Here is a 15,873-nt window from a genome sequence, read left to right as displayed (position 1 = left end):
TCAGGTGTTAGTGTCCTTACGGACGTGGGGGTTCAAGTCCCCCCCCTCGCACCAATATTCTTACCCTTCTCTGTTTTATCCCATCAGCTTCAAATTCAACATGATCAGCATTATTCCACTGACCAGCGCTACGCTTGACGGCAACAGTACGAAATGACGTAACTGACGGTGCCAGATCATTGCCGCCGATAGTAGTAACCCCAGCACAATCATCACGCGCCAGGCTTCCACCGGCAGGCCAATCATGCCTAACGCCATCATCAGTACGCCCGGCAGCAGAATTCCCCAACCACTCCCTAAAGCTCGCTGCAACATGGTTTCGCCTCTCACAACGATAATGATAACCAATATCATATGATAATTTTTATCATTTGTCATGCCAGAGAGTTTAACTTTTATTACTCTTGCATTCAGGAGTAATGACATACATTCATTGGGATGATAAATTAAGCAAATTAAATCTATATATTACATTGTCTGATCATTTGCGCAGATAGCCTTATATTACGTGTTGTTTTATATTTTTCCCCCTTTGGCAGCCATCATCTTGAAACTTAACTACTAATAATGATAGTACCAATATGACTGCACAAACCTGGCGGGCTCATTACGAGCAAAAATATCAGTATTCCTTACGACTTTTTTTATTACTTAATTGTGTTTCTGCCGCTCTGTCGCTGCTCAGTCCGCTGTTTACCATTGTCACCGTCACGCTGCCGAGTTCGCTGATCTGTGCCGCCAGCCTGGGGTTCTTGTTATGGAATTGGAAATTTCCAAAACAGAAAATAAATATTCCTGTTATTTCTCTGTTATTTGGCATGCTATGGGCCTGGCACATCGTAATAAAAGCCTCATTGTTACCACCTCCACATTTTAACTTTCTGGTTATTGCCTTATTAAGCATCCTGTTTATTGGAACTATCGCTTTTTCTAACAATATCATTGCCTTTACTCTACATTCGCTACCGACTTTTATGGTGTGTCTGGTACTGGCCGGCGGCGAACAGTGGATGCGGATGTTTTACTGCTTTGTCCTGCCAGTTGCTGGAATTACGTTGCAAAACATTATGCAAAAGCGCAGCGATAATTTTACCCAAGGGCTAATGGATAAACTGTTGCAAGAGCGTAACACCCTGAACGATCTCAGCATGCTTGATCCATTAACCGGCCTGTATAACCGCCGTGGCCTGCAAAACCGGATGGATAACATCCTGGCAGTGGATACCTGCGAACATTTCATCCTGCTTTTGGATATTGACCATTTCAAAGCCTACAACGATAACTATGGCCATATGATGGGCGACCAGGCGCTAATCCAGGTATCCGCGGCGATTCGTAATTCCGTGCGTTCACGCGATATCGTCGCTCGCTTTGGCGGTGAAGAGTTTATGGTGGTGCTGACCAGCAGCTCGGCGGAATCCGCCTTCCAGACAGCAGAGCGTATTCGCCAACGGGTTTACGATTTAAAAATCGCGCATCGTTTTAACGAAAGCGTCGCCACTCATGTCACTATCAGTATCGGGATGACCCCTCTGGTGAGTGGCGACATCGACAGTGCGATAAAACGCGCCGATAGCGCGCTATATGAAGCCAAAAACCAGGGACGTAATATCATTCTCGTCAACTAACGCTTCCAGCCCGCCGCGAAGGATATGCGGCGCTGACAAATCGCTTGCGCTCCCTGCAACGAACAACTAGTATCAGCAATCATTATCATTTAGATTTGTATCTGGAAATCTGATGGCTTACCGTACCTTCTCCTTCAGCGATGACATCATCTTGCGTGCGCCGCTTGCGCCCGTCGAGCATGCATTAGCGAATGCGGTACGGGAAAAGATCGCTGCGGTACGCCCGCATCTACTGGATTTCCTGCGTCTGGATGAAGAAGCTCCCCCGTTTGCTCTAACCCTCGCGGAATGGTCACGACCAACGTCCCTTAGTTCATTACTGTCCACCTATTCCGACCATATTTATCGCCATCAGCCCAGCCAACCGCGCGAACAAAAACCCCTGCTTTCACTGTGGGCGCAGTGGTATATCGGCCTGCTGGTGCCGCCGCTAATGCTTGCGTTGCTTACGGAAGAACAGGCAATTAGCCTTGAACCGGAGCATTTTCGCGTTGAATTCCATGAAAGCGGGCGCGCGGCTTGCTTCTGGATTGACGTGCATGCCGACCATGATGCGTTGATGCTTCCCGCGCAAGCGCGTATGGAAATGTTGGTCAATAAAGCCCTGAAACCGGTGGTGGAAGCGCTGGAAGCTACCGGCGACATTAACGGTAAGCTTATCTGGAGCAATACCGGCTATCTGATTAACTGGTATCTCGGTGAAATGAAAAATCTGCTTGGCGACGAGCAGGTGAACGCGCTACGTCAACACTGTTTTTTTGCAAAACAGCAGGCCAGTGGCGAGGATAACCCGCTGTGGCGAACGGTAGTCCTGCGCGAAGGGCTGCTGGTACGCCGAACTTGCTGTCAGCGTTATCGCCTGCCGGACGTTCAACAATGCGGCGACTGCACGTTAAAGTAATTACCTGACGGGCGGCAATATGCCGCCCGTTGTCATTTTATGCGGTCTGCTCGCTCTCCTGCGCCGCGCGCTGCGCCTCTTCAGCTTCCTGCGCCAGCAGTTGCTTTTCGTACACTTTAAAGAACGGGAAGTAGATGATAGCCGATACGCAAGCGAGGACAACGACCAGAATCGCCGCGCGGAAATCCCATCCCAACGCCCATGCGCCGCCAATCGGCGCCGGCGCCGTCCACGGCACAACGGAGATAACACGACCGATCAGATCCAACTTCATGGCCGCCCAGGCAATCACCGCGTTAACCATCGGCGCCAGCAGGAACGGAATAAAGAATACCGGGTTCATCACGATAGGCGTGCCAAAGATAACCGGCTCGTTAATGTTAAACAGGCTTGGCACCACGCTTAAACGGCCGATAGAGCGCAAATGCGCGGAACGGCTGCGCAGATAGCAGAACACCAGCCCCATAGTTGCGCCGGAACCGCCGACAACGATGAAGAACGTCCAGAACGCTTCCATAAAAATATGCGGCAGCGGCGCGCCCTGCGCCAGGGCCTGCTGGTTCATCCCCAGATTAGTGAGCCAGAACATCTGCAGCATGCCGGAGACAATCGCCGCCCCGTGAATCCCTGCGAACCACAGCAGGTGGCCAATCAACACTGCCAGCAGAATGGCCGGTAATGAATCTGCGGCAGAGACCAATGGCTTAAAGATAGCCATGATGGCCTGCGGGATCAGCATGTCGAAATGATGCTGGATAAACAGACTCAACGGATAGAGCGTCAGCACCACCACCAGGACCGGGATCAGCAAATCGAACGAGTTTTTGATCATCGGCGGCACCTGATCCGGCAGACGGATCCCGATATTGTGCGCCTTCAGGAATCGCATCATCTCCACGCAATAAATCGCCACCAGGATCGCGGTAAAGATCCCGGTGCCGCCAAGACTATCAACCGGCAAACTGCCATTGGTTTTTGGCGCAGCGATCAGCAGGAACGCCATGATCGACAGCATGGCGCACATGAAAGGATCGAGCTGGTGCGCCTTTTCATAATGCTTGCCCAGGTTGTAGGAAATCGCCGCGCAGATATAAATGGACATGATGCCCATGGTCATATCAAAAGGCGTCAGAATCCGTCCTTCGAACTCTTTAGCCAAATCCAGCCAGGCGCGGGCGAAGCCCCAGGTGGTATCCGGTGAAAAAGGCGGATAAGCGAAGACTAAGAGAAAGGAACCTACGATCATAAACGGCATGGCCGAGATAAATCCGTCACGAATAGCCATGACGTGGCGCTGCGAAGAAATGCGCCCGGCAACGGGACTTATATAGTTCTCTACAAAGCGAAATATCAGATTAAACGCAGCATGGTTAGCAGACATAGCAGCCCTCCTGACAGGCTATCGAAACAGGCCCAACAACGGTAATCTTGCCGCTATGCTGAAATTAACTGCGTATCGACAGTAGCTACCCGGGGTTTAAGGTCGCCATATTGTCAGCAGGAATATCTCACGCGCGGCTGTTAGTTATCTTTGCTACAGGGAGTTACCTTGTCAGTATTCATCGACGGAGGTCATACTGCAACCGGTTACAGTAACCGGTTGCGGCGATTGTGAAGAAGATCCAGAAATCAGAATAATTCCTGATTATCTATCGACAATATTTACAGATTTCCGACCTTGTGACAGATTTAAGCGGAAAACTATCAGGAGAACCCCATGAGTCTGCAGTCCGTGAGGCAGTTTTTTGCTGAACATGCCCCCGATATTGAAATCATCGAATTGAATCAAAGCACGGCGACCGTTGCGCTTGCCGCCGCCGCGCATCGAGTCGAGCCGGGGCAAATCGCTAAGACTTTATCTTTAAAAGTAAAAGACCGGGTTATATTAATCGTCGCCAAAGGTGATGCCCGGCTTGATAATAAAAAACTGAAAGACGCTTTCGGGGCGAAAGCGCGCATGCTCAGCAGCGATGAAGTCGTTACGCTGACTGGCCATCCCGTCGGCGGCGTCTGCCCGTTTGGCCTGGAAAATCCGCTGCCGGTTTACTGCGATATCTCGCTCAAACAATATCCCGAAGTTCTGCCAGCAGCGGGGGCTATTCATAGCGCGGTACGAATTTCACCTGAACGTATGGCGCAACTGACAGAAGCCGACTGGGTCGACGTCTGCCTGTAGATTGCCAGTTATTGCGCCAGGCGCATTCCCCGGCCATCGTCATTATTAGCCGGCAGACACAGCAAAATGTCCGCCGCGCTCAGTAGGCCAATATCAGAGTTAACGCCCAGCTTGGTCATCGCGTTAAATTTATGCGCGCGGATGGTTTTGATATTTCGATCAAGCTGGGTGGCGATTTCGGGTAACGAATAGCCGTAAGTCATGTAACGCAGAATGGTATGTTCCGTTGGGCTAAGAATTTGCCCACAAGAGTTATAGCTGTGATTGAGAATGCTTTCTTTATCCAACGGCGCCTGTTCGATTAGCTGCAGTAAACGTTCCTGCAGGCGAGTAAGACAAGATGATTTATTGAGGATAGTTTGTGGGCTTGAGGGCGTCAGATGACTGATCAGACGCATTTCCGCCGTATTATCCGCTAGTACGATTCGCTGTATTTCAGGGCGAGTTTGCGCAATTTCGTGTAAAAAGAGCAGGCTTTCCAGGCGAATACGCCTGCTACCGGAAAGAGAAAAAATAACGGCGATAAAGTTTTTGGAAGCGAATTCGCGCTTTAAGGCCTGAGTATCTTTATAAAAATGGATGCTATATTTTTTACCCGCTTCATTACTTAAAATGTAACGAAGCGCCATTTCAGTCATTGCGCATTTTTCTACGATAGCGACACATCGTGTTGTGAGATTTTTTTCCATTCCGTGTTATCTCCATAGGCTGAATACAGATTCAGTTCCTTCATTCCTTGAGCGCTATTGATCCAGGCATACATTTCTGCATTACTGCGTAACGAAAGTCGGCGCATGGCGCTATTTTTCTGCGCGCTTATCGTTTTATTGCTTTTTTTCAACAAAGCGGCAATCTGATTAATTCCCCACCCTTTTGCCAGTAGCCGCAACACTTTGCGCTCAGAAAAGGTCAGGATGACCGCTTCGCTTGCTTCATCACCTAAGTTATCCATCTCAGGTGAAAAAAGCGTCTGGCTAATTCTCTCAGCGGAAAGTTTGCCGGCGCGGATGACTTCAATGAAACGTCTTACCGGCTCGCTATCAGAAATCAGCGAACTCTCCGGCCGCATGAGAAACTCGACTGCCAAAGGGAAGCAGGAGTGGCCAACCATAAAAATCCAGTGAATATCCCGGTATTGATTCATTAACGAATAATAATGCTCACAAATATCTCGCGGGCGTTCAATGTGTCCGGAGAGGTCAACGACGACCAGTACGGCGCGGCGAAGCTGCAGTAACGTGAGTTCATCCTGCGAGCCACAGAAACTCAGATCGTAATCAGGGAGATGCTCCCTCAAAATAGCCTTCAGGCCAGATTGCATAACTGGTATTCTACTGATGATGACGCCAAATTTACCTTGTCCTGGCAACATAAAACCTCCGCTTCCTGTCAAAGATTCACATCCAAAATAAATGATGGATGAATGGCTACTATAATATTATTTCACCTACTGAATCTTTATCGTCCCTGGTGGGCATAATGCACGCCCTGAAGTTAATTCCATAACCGTGAGGGATATATAACTATTACTCTCACCAACGATTTACCCTAACACAAAATGATGCCATCAATAAATTAGAAAAAATTAAAGCCCTCATTAGAAAAATTACCTTAAGAATTAAATAAATAACTTATTTAATTTCTTTCCTAAATGCTTTTGGCGAGACGCCATTATATCGCCGAAAGAATCTCGAAAAATAAGCAGCGTCAGTAAACCCTAAATAATCAGAAAGTTGTGTGATGGTCATGCTGGTATATTGCAGGTTACGCCGCGCTTCTAACATTAAGCGTCGATGTAAGACGCCTAATGCGCTGCAGCCATGAAATTCACGACACAAATAATTTAAATGCGTTGTGGAAAGCCCCACTAGCTTTGCATATTCAGCCAGCGGCAAATGTTCCCGGTAATGACTTTCAATCAGGCGGGAAAAATGGCGCATAACGCTACGTTTACGTTCGGCTTTGTCTTCTGCTATCGGTGTCGGCTGGCACTGACGATTCAACCATACCAATAACGCCCCCAGCAGCGAATGCAGCATCATTTCTCGCGCATCATGCTCCTCACAGTACTCTTCACGCAAAGCGGTAAACAGCGAGTGAATATGGCCGCGTGAGCGTTTTACCGCCACGCACTGCGGCTGTGATAGCACATCAAGCGTTCGACCAAACTGGCTTTCAAAGCGGCTCAGCAGCGGCAGTGAAAGCGACAGGACAAATCCCTGAGTACCGGGAGAAAAACGGAAGCCATGAATGCATAATGCCGGCACAACCTGAATACAGGCTTCGGTCATGACCCTCGTCGCGCCCTCAACTTCGATTTCAGCGCGCCCCTTGTGCAGATACAATAGCTGCACCATTTCGGCATGTTGATGCACGCGGATATGCCACTCATAAAGGCTGCTGCGCTGCAAAATGGATTCACAATGCAGCAGATCTGGCGTCGGCCAACCGCGCTCTTCGCCATATAATTTAAAAACAGGGATCGTACTTGCGGTCGACATGGCATCTCCGGTTTTCGTTAGCCGTTACGTTACCTGCTCCATCGGCAAACCCACATAATTTTCGGCAATCGTCGTCAGCCCTGCGCGAGACCCCAGATAGTAGCGGCGGTCGGCGGACTGCATTTTTTTATCGAAATCACTTTGTTCAGGGAAGTCATGCAGCAGGCGAGTCATAAACCAGCTGAATCTTTCACCTTTCCATACGCGGTCGAGAGCGAAGCGCGAATAGCTCGCAAGCAGGTCCGCACGGCCATGGCGATAATACTCGCGCAGGATCCGCCATAAATAATTGACATCCGACGCCGCCAGATTAAGCCCCTTCGCGCCGGTTGGCGGTACGATATGCGCAGCATCGCCGACCAGAAATAGCCGGCCATACTGCATCGGCTCGACGACATAGCTGCGCAGCGGCGCAATGCTTTTCTCAAGTGAGTGACCAGTCACTAACTTACTTGCCAGATCCTCCGGCAGACGCCGCTTTAACTCATTCCAGAAGCGTTCATCTGACCATGCTGAGACGTTATCGCTTAACGGCACCTGCAGATAATAGCGGCTGCGAGTGAGTGAGCGCTGACTACATAATACAAATCCCCGTTCGTGATGGGCGTAAATCAGCTCCGGATTTACCGGCGGCGTGTCCGCCAGCAAACCTAACCAGCCAAACGGCCACACGCTTTCATACTCTTTGAGAATGTCACGTGGAATGCTTTGCCGCGAAACGCCGTGGAAACCATCGCAACCGGCAATAAAATCGCACTCCAGGCGACACTTTTCGCCGCCGCTCACGTAAGAGACCACCGGTCGGTCGCTCTTAACATCCTCGATTGCCACCTCGCTAACGCCATAAATAATCGGCGCGCCGCTGTCGCGTCTTGCCGCCATCAGGTCACGGGTGACTTCGGTCTGGCCGTAGACCATCACGCTTTTACCGTCGGTCAACTCGCTGAGCGGTACCGGTACCCGCTGGCCTTCAAATAAAAACTCCACGCCATGATGAACCAGCCCTTCCGCATCCATCCGCTTTGCCACCCCCGCTTCGCGCAGTAGCTCGACGGTACCGTTTTCGAGGATCCCCGCCCGTATACGTCCCAGCACATATTCCGCGCTCTGACGTTCAAGGATGACGGTATGAATACCAGCGTTATGCAGCAGTTGGCCTAACAGTAGCCCCGAAGGGCCCGCGCCAATAATGGCAACCTGTGTTCTCATGGGGTACTCGCTCTCAAAGGTTAATTATTTGTTTATTTTTTGTTTACTAAAAGTTCCTGGATGCATTTTTGATAACTCAAGCGGGAAAAAGAAGGGATGAATGGCGGTAAAAATTGCACTTTCCAACGAAGTGACGAAAGTGTGGCGCGGTTCAAATTTCAGCCAACGCCATTGATGGAGCAATTTTTGCACATAGTTTGATCCCGCACGCCGCACAACGGGGTGAAGTTCAGGTACAAGTATCAATAGAGACGCGGACAGCAGGTACTTATGCAGGCAGATAAATCAGAGCAGCGCGCCGTCACCCGGTTGTGCATCCAGTGTGCCCTTTACTTACTCCAGCACGGTGCGGAAAGCGCGCTGGTTGAGGAACTTTCTACCCGCCTCGGGCGGGCGTTAGGTATGGATAGCGTTGAAAGCGCTATCTCCTCCAACGCGATTGTGCTCACCACGATTAAAGACGGCGAATGTCTCACCTCCACGCGTAAAAACAGCGATCGCGGAATCAACATGCATGTGGTGACGGAGGTACAGCATATTGTGATCATGGCCGAACATAAGCTGTTGGATTACAAAGACGTCGAGAAGCGCTTCTCGCAGATCAAACCCTTACGCTACCCGCGCTGGCTACTGGTATTAATGGTCGGCCTCTCCTGCGCCTGCTTTTGTAAATTGAACAACGGCGGTTGGGATGGCGCGGTGGTTACCTTCTTCGCCAGTACCGTCGCCATGTATATTCGCCAGCTGCTAACCCACCGTTCCATGCATCCGCAGATTAATTTCTGCATTACCGCCTTTGTCGCCACCACCATTTCCGGGCTAATGCTGCGTCTGCCGGCATTTAGCGAGACGCCGACTATCGCCATGGCCGCCAGCGTGCTGTTGCTGGTTCCCGGCTTTCCGTTAATTAACGCCGTGGCCGATATGTTCAAGGGCCATATCAATACCGGGCTGGCTCGCTGGGCGATCGCCAGCCTGCTGACGCTGGCGACCTGTATCGGGGTGGTAATGGCAATGACCATGTGGGGGCTACGCGGATGGGCATAATCTCTTATCTTTTCGACCTGGCGCAGGATATGGCGCTGGCGGCCATCCCTGCTGTCGGCTTTGCGATGGTGTTCAACGTCCCACAGCGCGCGCTGCGTTGGTGCGCGTTACTGGGCGCTATCGGCCACGGCTCGCGGATGGTGATGATGAGCGCAGGCTTCAATATAGAATGGGCTACCTTTCTCGCCGCGTTACTGGTCGGCAGTATCGGCATTCAGTGGTCGCGCTGGTATCTGGCGCATCCGAAGATATTTACCGTCGCCGCGGTGATCCCAATGTTTCCGGGTATTTCGGCCTATACGGCGATGATCTCAGCCGTCAAAATCAGCCATTTTGGTTACTCCGAAGAGATGATGATTATGCTGTTGAGCAACTTTTTAAAAGCCTCCTCCATCGTCGGGGCGCTCTCTATCGGGCTGTCTATTCCCGGTCTGTGGCTCTATCGCAAACGCCCGCGCGTGTAACCGCCAGCGCTGCTTCCTGGCCTCGCACTATGCTACTATGTCAGCAATTCCCCCACTCTTTGCTGTTCAGAGTTGAGATAGCGTTATGTCTTCACGAATTTTAACCACCGACTTTTGCGGTCTTGACGATTTCGTCGAGAACCACGCGGCCAGGCTGCAAAAATCAGCCAGCGGCGCCGTCGCCGTATTTGCCAATAACGCCCCGGCGTTTTACGCGCTGACGCCGGAGCGCCTGGCGCAGCTGCTGGAGCTGGAAGCTAAACTGGCGCGCCCCACCAGCGATATCGCGCTGGATGCGCAGTTCTTTGATGAGCCGAGCGCCGCGCCCGTCGCCGTGCCGATGGGAAAATTCGCCATGTATGCCGGCTGGCAGCCTGATGCCGATTTTCAGCGTCTGGCGGCGCTGTGGGGTATCGCCCTGACGCAGCCGGTCACCCCGGAAGAACTGGCCGCCTTCGTCGCCTACTGGCAGGCGGAAGGCAAAGTTTTCCACCACGTGCAGTGGCAGCAGAAGCTGGCGCGTAGCGTGCAAATCGGCCGCGCCAGCAACGGCGGGCAGCCGAAGCGCGATGTGAACGCTATTAGCGAACCCGATAACCAGATCCCGCGAGGTTTCCGAGGATGAGCATGAAAAACGTTGGCGATCTCATGAAGCGCCTGCAAAAAATGATGCCAGCCCACGTGCAACCGGCGTTTAAAACCGGCGAAGAGCTGTTGGCCTGGCAAAAAGAGCAAGGTAGGCTGCGTTCAGAGGCGCTGGAGCGGGAAAATCGGGCGATGAAAATGCAGCGCACCTTTAATCGCTCCGGGATCCGTCCATTACATCAGAACTGTTCATTCGATAATTACCGGGTCGAAAACGACGGGCAGATGATCGCCCTGTCCCGCGCCCGCCAGTACGTTGAAGAGTTTGACGGCAATATTGCGAGCTTCATCTTCTCCGGCAAGCCGGGCACCGGTAAAAATCATCTTGCCGCCGCTATCTGCAACGAGCTGCTGCTGCGCGGTAAATCGGTATTAATCATCACCGTCGCCGATATTATGTCGGCGATGAAAGATACCTTTGGTAATCGGGAAACCAGCGAAGAGCAACTGCTCAGCGACCTGAGCCGGGTCGATCTGCTGGTTATCGACGAAATCGGTATGCAAACCGAATCACGCTACGAGAAAGTGATTATCAACCAGATTGTCGATCGTCGCTCCTCCTCGAAACGCCCAACCGGCATGCTGACTAACAGTACCATGGATGAAATGAACAAACTGCTCGGCGAACGCGTTATGGATCGCATGCGCCTTGGCAATAGCCTGTGGGTGAACTTCACCTGGGATAGCTACCGCGATCGCGTTACCGGTAAAGAGTATTGAGAGATTTCCGAGCGCAAGCGGCGTTATACTGAAGAGATTCTTAAGTAACGACGAAGAGTACGTTTATGAAATCTTTGCAGACAGCTTTTTGCGCCGCTATCGCAGCCGGCGCGTTGATGGCGGCCCCTACCTACGCCGCCTCCTGGCAGGACTCGCTCAATAGCGCCGCCAGCCAGCTCAGCAGCAGTTCCCAGCAAAGCGGCGGCGGTATGTCGATGTCGTCCTTAACCAGCCTGCTCAACGGCGGCAACCAGGCACTCACCTCCAGCAGCATGAACAATGCCGCCGGCGTTCTCTCTTATTGCGCGCAAAAAAAACTGACCTCGGTCACCAACGCCGACAACGTTAAAAACCAGGTACTGGATAAGCTTGGCCTGAGCACGCCGGAGAAACAGAAACAGGATACCGGTTATCTGGAAGGGCTACAGGGATTGCTGAGCAGTAATAACGGCCAGCAGTTGAATCTGAACACCCTGGGCAGCAGCCCGCTGGCTGAAAAAGTGAAGACCAAAGCCTGTGACCTGGTACTGAAACAGGGCGTTAACTTCCTGTCTTAAATTTCCCCGCCGATGCCGCGTTTGGCGCTTTAGCGTTGCCAGCGCGGCCGCAATCGCTATTTTTACTTTTCTGCTCCTGTTTTCCCCGTGACGACAGGATGAGACATCGTACAAAAAAGAGGCTTTCTAAACCAATTCTGAATCACAGCACACTTTCATGACACTACAATTGCAGCAGAAAGGCGCTGCGATTACAGTGTAGCGTGAAAATCGATCTATCCGGCCAGCCCGCCGCTGGCGCATACGAGGGTTAGCTGTGTCAGAGTTGTTATCCATCGCCTTGTTTCTCGCCTCGGTGGTGATCTATGCCTGGAAAGCCGGTCGCAACACCTGGTGGTTCTCTGCCACCCTGGCGGTGTTGGGGCTGTTTGTTGTGCTTAATATCACCCTGTACGCCAGCGACTACTTCACCGGCGACGGTATTAACGATGCGGTACTCTATACCCTGACCAACAGCCTGACCGGCGCGGGCGTCAGTAAATATATTCTGCCGGGTATCGGTCTGGTGCTGGCGCTGGTCGCCGTATTTGGCGCTCTCGGCTGGATATTACGCCGTCGCCGGCATCATCCGCATCACTTTGGCTACAGCCTGATTGCGCTGGTACTGGCGCTGGCCTCCGTCGACGCCAGCCCGGCGTTCCGTCAAATCACCGAACTCGTGAAATCGCAATCCCGCGACGGCGATCCGGACTTCACGGCTTACTACAAAGAGCCGTCGAAAAGCATCAACAATCCGCAGCTTAATCTGGTCTATATCTACGGCGAGAGCCTGGAACGCACCTATTTCAATAACGAGGCTTTCCCCGAACTAACGCCGGAACTGGGTAAAATCAAAAGCGAAGGGCTGGATTTCAGCAACACCGCGCAGCTTCCCGGCACCGATTACACCATCGCCGGCATGGTCGCTTCCCAGTGCGGTATTCCGCTGTTCGCGCCGTTCGAAGGCAACGCTTCCGCGGCGGTATCCAGCTTCTTTCCGCAAAATATCTGTCTCGGCGATATCCTGAAAAACTCCGGTTACGAAAACTACTTTGTGCAGGGCGCCAACCTGCGTTTTGCCGGTAAAGACGTTTTCCTCAAATCTCACGGCTTCGATCACCTGTACGGCGCAGAAGAGCTGAAAACAACGGTGGCTGACCCGTCCTACCGCAACGACTGGGGCTTCTACGACGACACTGTGCTCGACGAAACGTGGAAAAAGTTCGAAGCGCTCTCCCAATCCGGCAAACGCTTTTCGCTGTTCGCTCTCACCGTCGATACCCACCACCCTGACGGCTTTATCTCACGCACCTGCGAGCGTAAACGCTATGACATGGATGGCAAAAAGAACCTCTCCTTCAGCGCCGTGGCCTGTAGCCAGGAGCACATCGCCGCGCTGATTGAAAAGATTAAGGCCTCGCCGTACTTCAAAAATACGGTCATCGTGGTTTCGTCCGATCATCTGGCGATGAAGAACACCGCCTGGGATTATCTGAACAAACAGGATCGCAGCAACCTGTTCTTTATCCTGCGCGGCGACCAGCCTCAACAGGATGTGCTGGCCGTGAAGCGTAATACCATGGATAACGGCGCAACGGTATTGGATATTCTCGGCGGCGATAACTATATCGGCCTTGGCCGCAGCAGCCTTTCCGCCGAATCGCTTTCAACCATTTTCATGAACATGAAAGAGAAAGTGCTGGCATGGAAACCGGACGTCATTCGTCTGTGGAATTTCCCGAAGGAGATAAAGAACTTCAGCATCGACTCGCAGAAGAACATGATCGCATTCTCCGGTAGCCACTTCCGTCTGCCGCTGCTGCTGCGGGTCTCTGATCAGCGCGTCGAGCCGATTCCGGAAAGCGAATATTCCGCGCCGCTACGCTTCCAACTGGCGGATTTCGCCCCGCGCGACAACTTCGTATGGGTCGACCGCTGCTACAAAATGGGCCAACTGTGGCGGCCGGAACTGGCGCTGTCCACCGACTGGTGCGTCTCTCAGGGTCAACTGGGCGGCGAACAAAAAGTACAGCATGTCGATAAGCCGCAGTGGCAGGGCAAAACCGCCTTTAAAGATACCGTCATTGATATGGAGCGCTATAAAGGCAACGTCGATACGTTGAAAATTGTCGATAACGATATTCGCTACAAAGCCGATAGCTTTGTGTTTAATGTCGCCGGCGCGCCGGAAGAGGTCAAACAGTTCAGCGGCATCTCGCGGCCTGAGCTGTGGGGACGCTGGTCTAATGCCCAGCTCGGTGACGAGGTGAAGATTGAATATAAAGAACCGCTGCCGGAAAAATTCGATCTGGTGATCACCGCCAAAGCCTTCGGCCCGAACGCCAACCAGCCAATACCGGTGCGCGTCGGGAAAAGCGAGCAAGTACTTACTTTAGCCAATGAAGTGACCACGACGACGCTGCATTTCGACAATCCGGCGCGCAGCAACACCTTAACCATCACTCCGCCGGAGCCCCAGTCCACCAACGAAGGCAATATTGTCGGCCACGCGCCGCGCCAGTTGGGCATTGGTATGGTCGACATTAAAATCGTCAGTCGCGAAGGTTAACGCCTGCGGCCCGGCGTCTGCGCCGGGCTAGTTCAAGCGCAGGCACATCTCGTACTGCTGCAGCGCCAGCGGCGCATAGCCCGCCGATTTAAACAGCGGCGTGAAGGTTTCCGGGATGGTCACCGAAGTGCTTAATCCCGGAAACTGTTGAGCCAGCGCGAGCAGCATTTCCCGCCCCAGCCCGCGTCCGCGCGCCGCCGGCGTCAGCCATAAAAACTGTAACTGCGGCTTGCTGGCGGTGGTTGCCAGTACGGCGAAGGCCTGTTGCTGCAGCGTCAACGCCCGACAGGGCAAGGTAATAAAGGTCAGCGGATCCAGCAGCCACGGCAGTTGCCCTTCCAGCTCCAGGCTTGCATGACGCAGCAGGCTCAGCAAATCATACTCATCCAGGCTGGATTCACGCGGCTCCGCTTGCCCCGCGCTGAGATAGCCGCACAGCCCGTGACGCACGGTAAAGCCCAATGACTGATACAGCGCCACCGCCCGGTGATTATCGCGGATCACCTCCAGCCACATTCGCTGTACGCCCTGAGCGCGTAAATCGGCGATAAGCGAGGTCATCAATTGTCGCCCTCGTCCTTTGCCGCGAAAGCCGGGATGTATAGCAAAGGCCGCCAGCCGCGCATCACGCCCGCGACGGGCGATGAGCCCGATAGCCGCCGGTTCATCTCCTGCCAGCCACACCTTAGACTGCAACAGGTTTAACCCTTCGGCGCTAAAGCGCTGTACAAACAGATCTACCGACATCGACACCGGCACCAGATAATCGGCAAAGCAGTCATTCAAAATCGTAGTCAACTGCGCGCCGCTAAACTGGACGGCAGGAACGGCGGTGAACTCCATGCATTTCTCCCTGAGGCTGCTATGCTGAGGCGATGAAAACTAACACTATAAACCCCACCATCACTTTTCGCCTGACTGAAGAAGGCGATCTGCCGCAGCTGCCCGCGCTGGAACGTTCGGCGGCACAATCCTTTGCGCGCATTCCCGCTTTCGCCTGGCTGGCGGAAAGCCCGGTAATGAGCGTTGAACAGCACCGGCAATACCTGGAAACCGGCCATAGCCTGCTGGCGCTCGCGGACGACAGGCCCGTCGGTTTCCTGCTGAGCGAGCCGCTGGACGATGCGCTGTTTATTGTAGAAATCTCCGTCCATCAGCAGTGGCAGGGCCAGGGTATTGGCCGTGCCCTGCTTAGCCAAACTATCGACAACGCCCGCCGCGACGGCTTCCCGGCGGTGACGCTCACCACCTTTCGCGAGGTGCCGTGGAACGCGCCATTTTATACCCGGCTGGGCTTCACCATCCTCAATGAACTGCACCTACCCGAAGGGCTGGCGGCGAAACGCGCGCTGGAAACGGAGCACGGCCTGACGGCGGAAACCCGCTGCGCGATGCGCCTTGATTTTTAGCGCCGCGAGAGGCGCCGCGCTGATTTTGTCACCGGCATATGGTACAAAGTACCATTCCCAATACATAA

General features: G+C 52.9%; 18 protein-coding genes. 10 read left to right on the top strand and 8 right to left on the bottom strand.

Going from position 1 to position 15,873, the window contains the following annotated elements; translation table 11 throughout:
* Nucleotides 1-75: 75 nt before the first annotated feature.
* Nucleotides 76-315, bottom strand: a complete 240-nt coding sequence (locus tag ABLU86_RS16815; protein WP_032713413.1) for a DUF1435 domain-containing protein — start codon at nt 313-315, stop codon at nt 76-78.
* Nucleotides 316-581: 266 nt separating this feature from the next.
* Between ABLU86_RS16815 and ABLU86_RS16810 the strand changes: the two genes are divergently transcribed.
* Both ABLU86_RS16810 and fhuF read left to right on the top strand, forming a co-directional pair.
* The gene (locus tag ABLU86_RS16810) at nt 582-1,628 is read left to right on the top strand and encodes a GGDEF domain-containing protein (protein WP_015368393.1); all 1,047 of its coding nucleotides are present in this window, start codon (nt 582-584) and stop codon (nt 1,626-1,628) included.
* 112 nt (nt 1,629-1,740) lie between these two features.
* Complete coding sequence (gene fhuF / locus ABLU86_RS16805; protein WP_126027691.1) at nt 1,741-2,529, top strand: siderophore-iron reductase FhuF; 789 nt, start codon at nt 1,741-1,743, stop codon at nt 2,527-2,529.
* 37 nt (nt 2,530-2,566) lie between these two features.
* Here fhuF and ABLU86_RS16800 read toward each other — a convergent pair whose 3' ends face one another.
* On the bottom strand, nt 2,567-3,910 hold the full coding sequence (locus tag ABLU86_RS16800; protein ID WP_015704317.1) for a PTS cellobiose transporter subunit IIC: 1,344 nt from the start codon (nt 3,908-3,910) through the stop codon (nt 2,567-2,569).
* A 336-nt stretch (nt 3,911-4,246) separates the two neighbouring features.
* Here ABLU86_RS16800 and ABLU86_RS16795 point away from each other — a divergent pair, with 336 nt between their 5' ends.
* A complete protein-coding gene (locus ABLU86_RS16795) occupies nt 4,247-4,705 on the top strand; it encodes a YbaK/EbsC family protein (RefSeq protein WP_015368396.1) in 459 nt (152 codons plus the stop codon).
* A gap of 8 nt (nt 4,706-4,713) precedes the next feature.
* Here the strand turns inward: ABLU86_RS16795 and bglJ are convergent, their stop codons facing one another.
* From bglJ to ABLU86_RS16770, 5 genes are all read right to left on the bottom strand, one after another.
* Nucleotides 4,714-5,394, bottom strand: a complete 681-nt coding sequence (bglJ, locus tag ABLU86_RS16790) for a DNA-binding transcriptional activator BglJ (RefSeq protein WP_227541711.1) — start codon at nt 5,392-5,394, stop codon at nt 4,714-4,716.
* Nucleotides 5,355-6,077, bottom strand: coding sequence for a response regulator transcription factor (locus ABLU86_RS16785; protein ID WP_020079675.1), 723 nt, complete (start codon nt 6,075-6,077; stop codon nt 5,355-5,357). The genes bglJ and ABLU86_RS16785 overlap by 40 nt, the downstream gene beginning before the upstream one ends.
* A gap of 259 nt (nt 6,078-6,336) precedes the next feature.
* On the bottom strand, nt 6,337-7,206 hold the full coding sequence (locus tag ABLU86_RS16780; protein ID WP_015368399.1) for a helix-turn-helix domain-containing protein: 870 nt from the start codon (nt 7,204-7,206) through the stop codon (nt 6,337-6,339).
* Nucleotides 7,207-7,230: 24 nt separating this feature from the next.
* Nucleotides 7,231-8,415: a 4-hydroxybenzoate 3-monooxygenase gene (pobA, locus tag ABLU86_RS16775; RefSeq protein WP_020079676.1), complete on the bottom strand. Its 1,185-nt coding sequence runs from the start codon at nt 8,413-8,415 to the stop codon at nt 7,231-7,233.
* A gap of 24 nt (nt 8,416-8,439) precedes the next feature.
* Complete coding sequence (locus ABLU86_RS16770; protein WP_155956776.1) at nt 8,440-8,607, bottom strand: hypothetical protein; 168 nt, start codon at nt 8,605-8,607, stop codon at nt 8,440-8,442.
* Between the two features lie 78 nt (nt 8,608-8,685).
* On the opposite strand from ABLU86_RS16770, the gene ABLU86_RS16765 reads away from it, so the two are divergent.
* The 6 genes from ABLU86_RS16765 to opgB all read left to right on the top strand — a co-directional run bounded on the left by ABLU86_RS16765 (nt 8,686) and on the right by opgB (nt 14,396).
* Nucleotides 8,686-9,462 (top strand): threonine/serine exporter ThrE family protein, encoded by a 777-nt coding sequence (locus ABLU86_RS16765; RefSeq protein ID WP_015368403.1) that lies wholly within the window; start codon nt 8,686-8,688, stop codon nt 9,460-9,462.
* Nucleotides 9,453-9,926 (top strand): threonine/serine exporter, encoded by a 474-nt coding sequence (locus ABLU86_RS16760; protein ID WP_015704312.1) that lies wholly within the window; start codon nt 9,453-9,455, stop codon nt 9,924-9,926. Before ABLU86_RS16765 ends, ABLU86_RS16760 begins: the two co-directional genes overlap by 10 nt.
* A gap of 85 nt (nt 9,927-10,011) precedes the next feature.
* Nucleotides 10,012-10,551 carry a primosomal protein DnaT gene (gene dnaT / locus ABLU86_RS16755; RefSeq protein ID WP_015368405.1) on the top strand — a complete coding sequence of 180 codons (540 nt, stop codon included), beginning with the start codon at nt 10,012-10,014 and terminating at the stop codon, nt 10,549-10,551.
* Nucleotides 10,552-10,553: 2 nt separating this feature from the next.
* Nucleotides 10,554-11,291: a DNA replication protein DnaC gene (dnaC, locus tag ABLU86_RS16750; protein WP_015368406.1), complete on the top strand. Its 738-nt coding sequence runs from the start codon at nt 10,554-10,556 to the stop codon at nt 11,289-11,291.
* Nucleotides 11,292-11,356: 65 nt separating this feature from the next.
* Nucleotides 11,357-11,848: a DUF2501 domain-containing protein gene (locus ABLU86_RS16745; protein WP_015368407.1), complete on the top strand. Its 492-nt coding sequence runs from the start codon at nt 11,357-11,359 to the stop codon at nt 11,846-11,848.
* 256 nt (nt 11,849-12,104) lie between these two features.
* Nucleotides 12,105-14,396: a phosphatidylglycerol--membrane-oligosaccharide glycerophosphotransferase gene (gene opgB, locus ABLU86_RS16740; RefSeq protein WP_032715963.1), complete on the top strand. Its 2,292-nt coding sequence runs from the start codon at nt 12,105-12,107 to the stop codon at nt 14,394-14,396.
* 27 nt (nt 14,397-14,423) lie between these two features.
* On the opposite strand, the gene ABLU86_RS16735 is transcribed toward opgB, so the two are convergent.
* A complete protein-coding gene (locus ABLU86_RS16735) occupies nt 14,424-15,239 on the bottom strand; it encodes a GNAT family N-acetyltransferase (protein ID WP_015368409.1) in 816 nt (271 codons plus the stop codon).
* A gap of 32 nt (nt 15,240-15,271) precedes the next feature.
* Here ABLU86_RS16735 and ABLU86_RS16730 point away from each other — a divergent pair, with 32 nt between their 5' ends.
* Nucleotides 15,272-15,805 carry a GNAT family N-acetyltransferase gene (locus ABLU86_RS16730; RefSeq protein ID WP_015704309.1) on the top strand — a complete coding sequence of 178 codons (534 nt, stop codon included), beginning with the start codon at nt 15,272-15,274 and terminating at the stop codon, nt 15,803-15,805.
* The last annotated feature ends 68 nt before the right edge of the window (nt 15,806-15,873 follow it).

The sequence above is a fragment of the Klebsiella sp. JN_Kp121 genome (genome assembly GCF_040062145.1).
Lineage (GTDB): Bacteria > Pseudomonadota > Gammaproteobacteria > Enterobacterales > Enterobacteriaceae > Klebsiella > Klebsiella aerogenes.
Note: the sequence above shows the minus strand (reverse complement) of the source record. Positions and strands in the feature narration are given on the sequence as shown.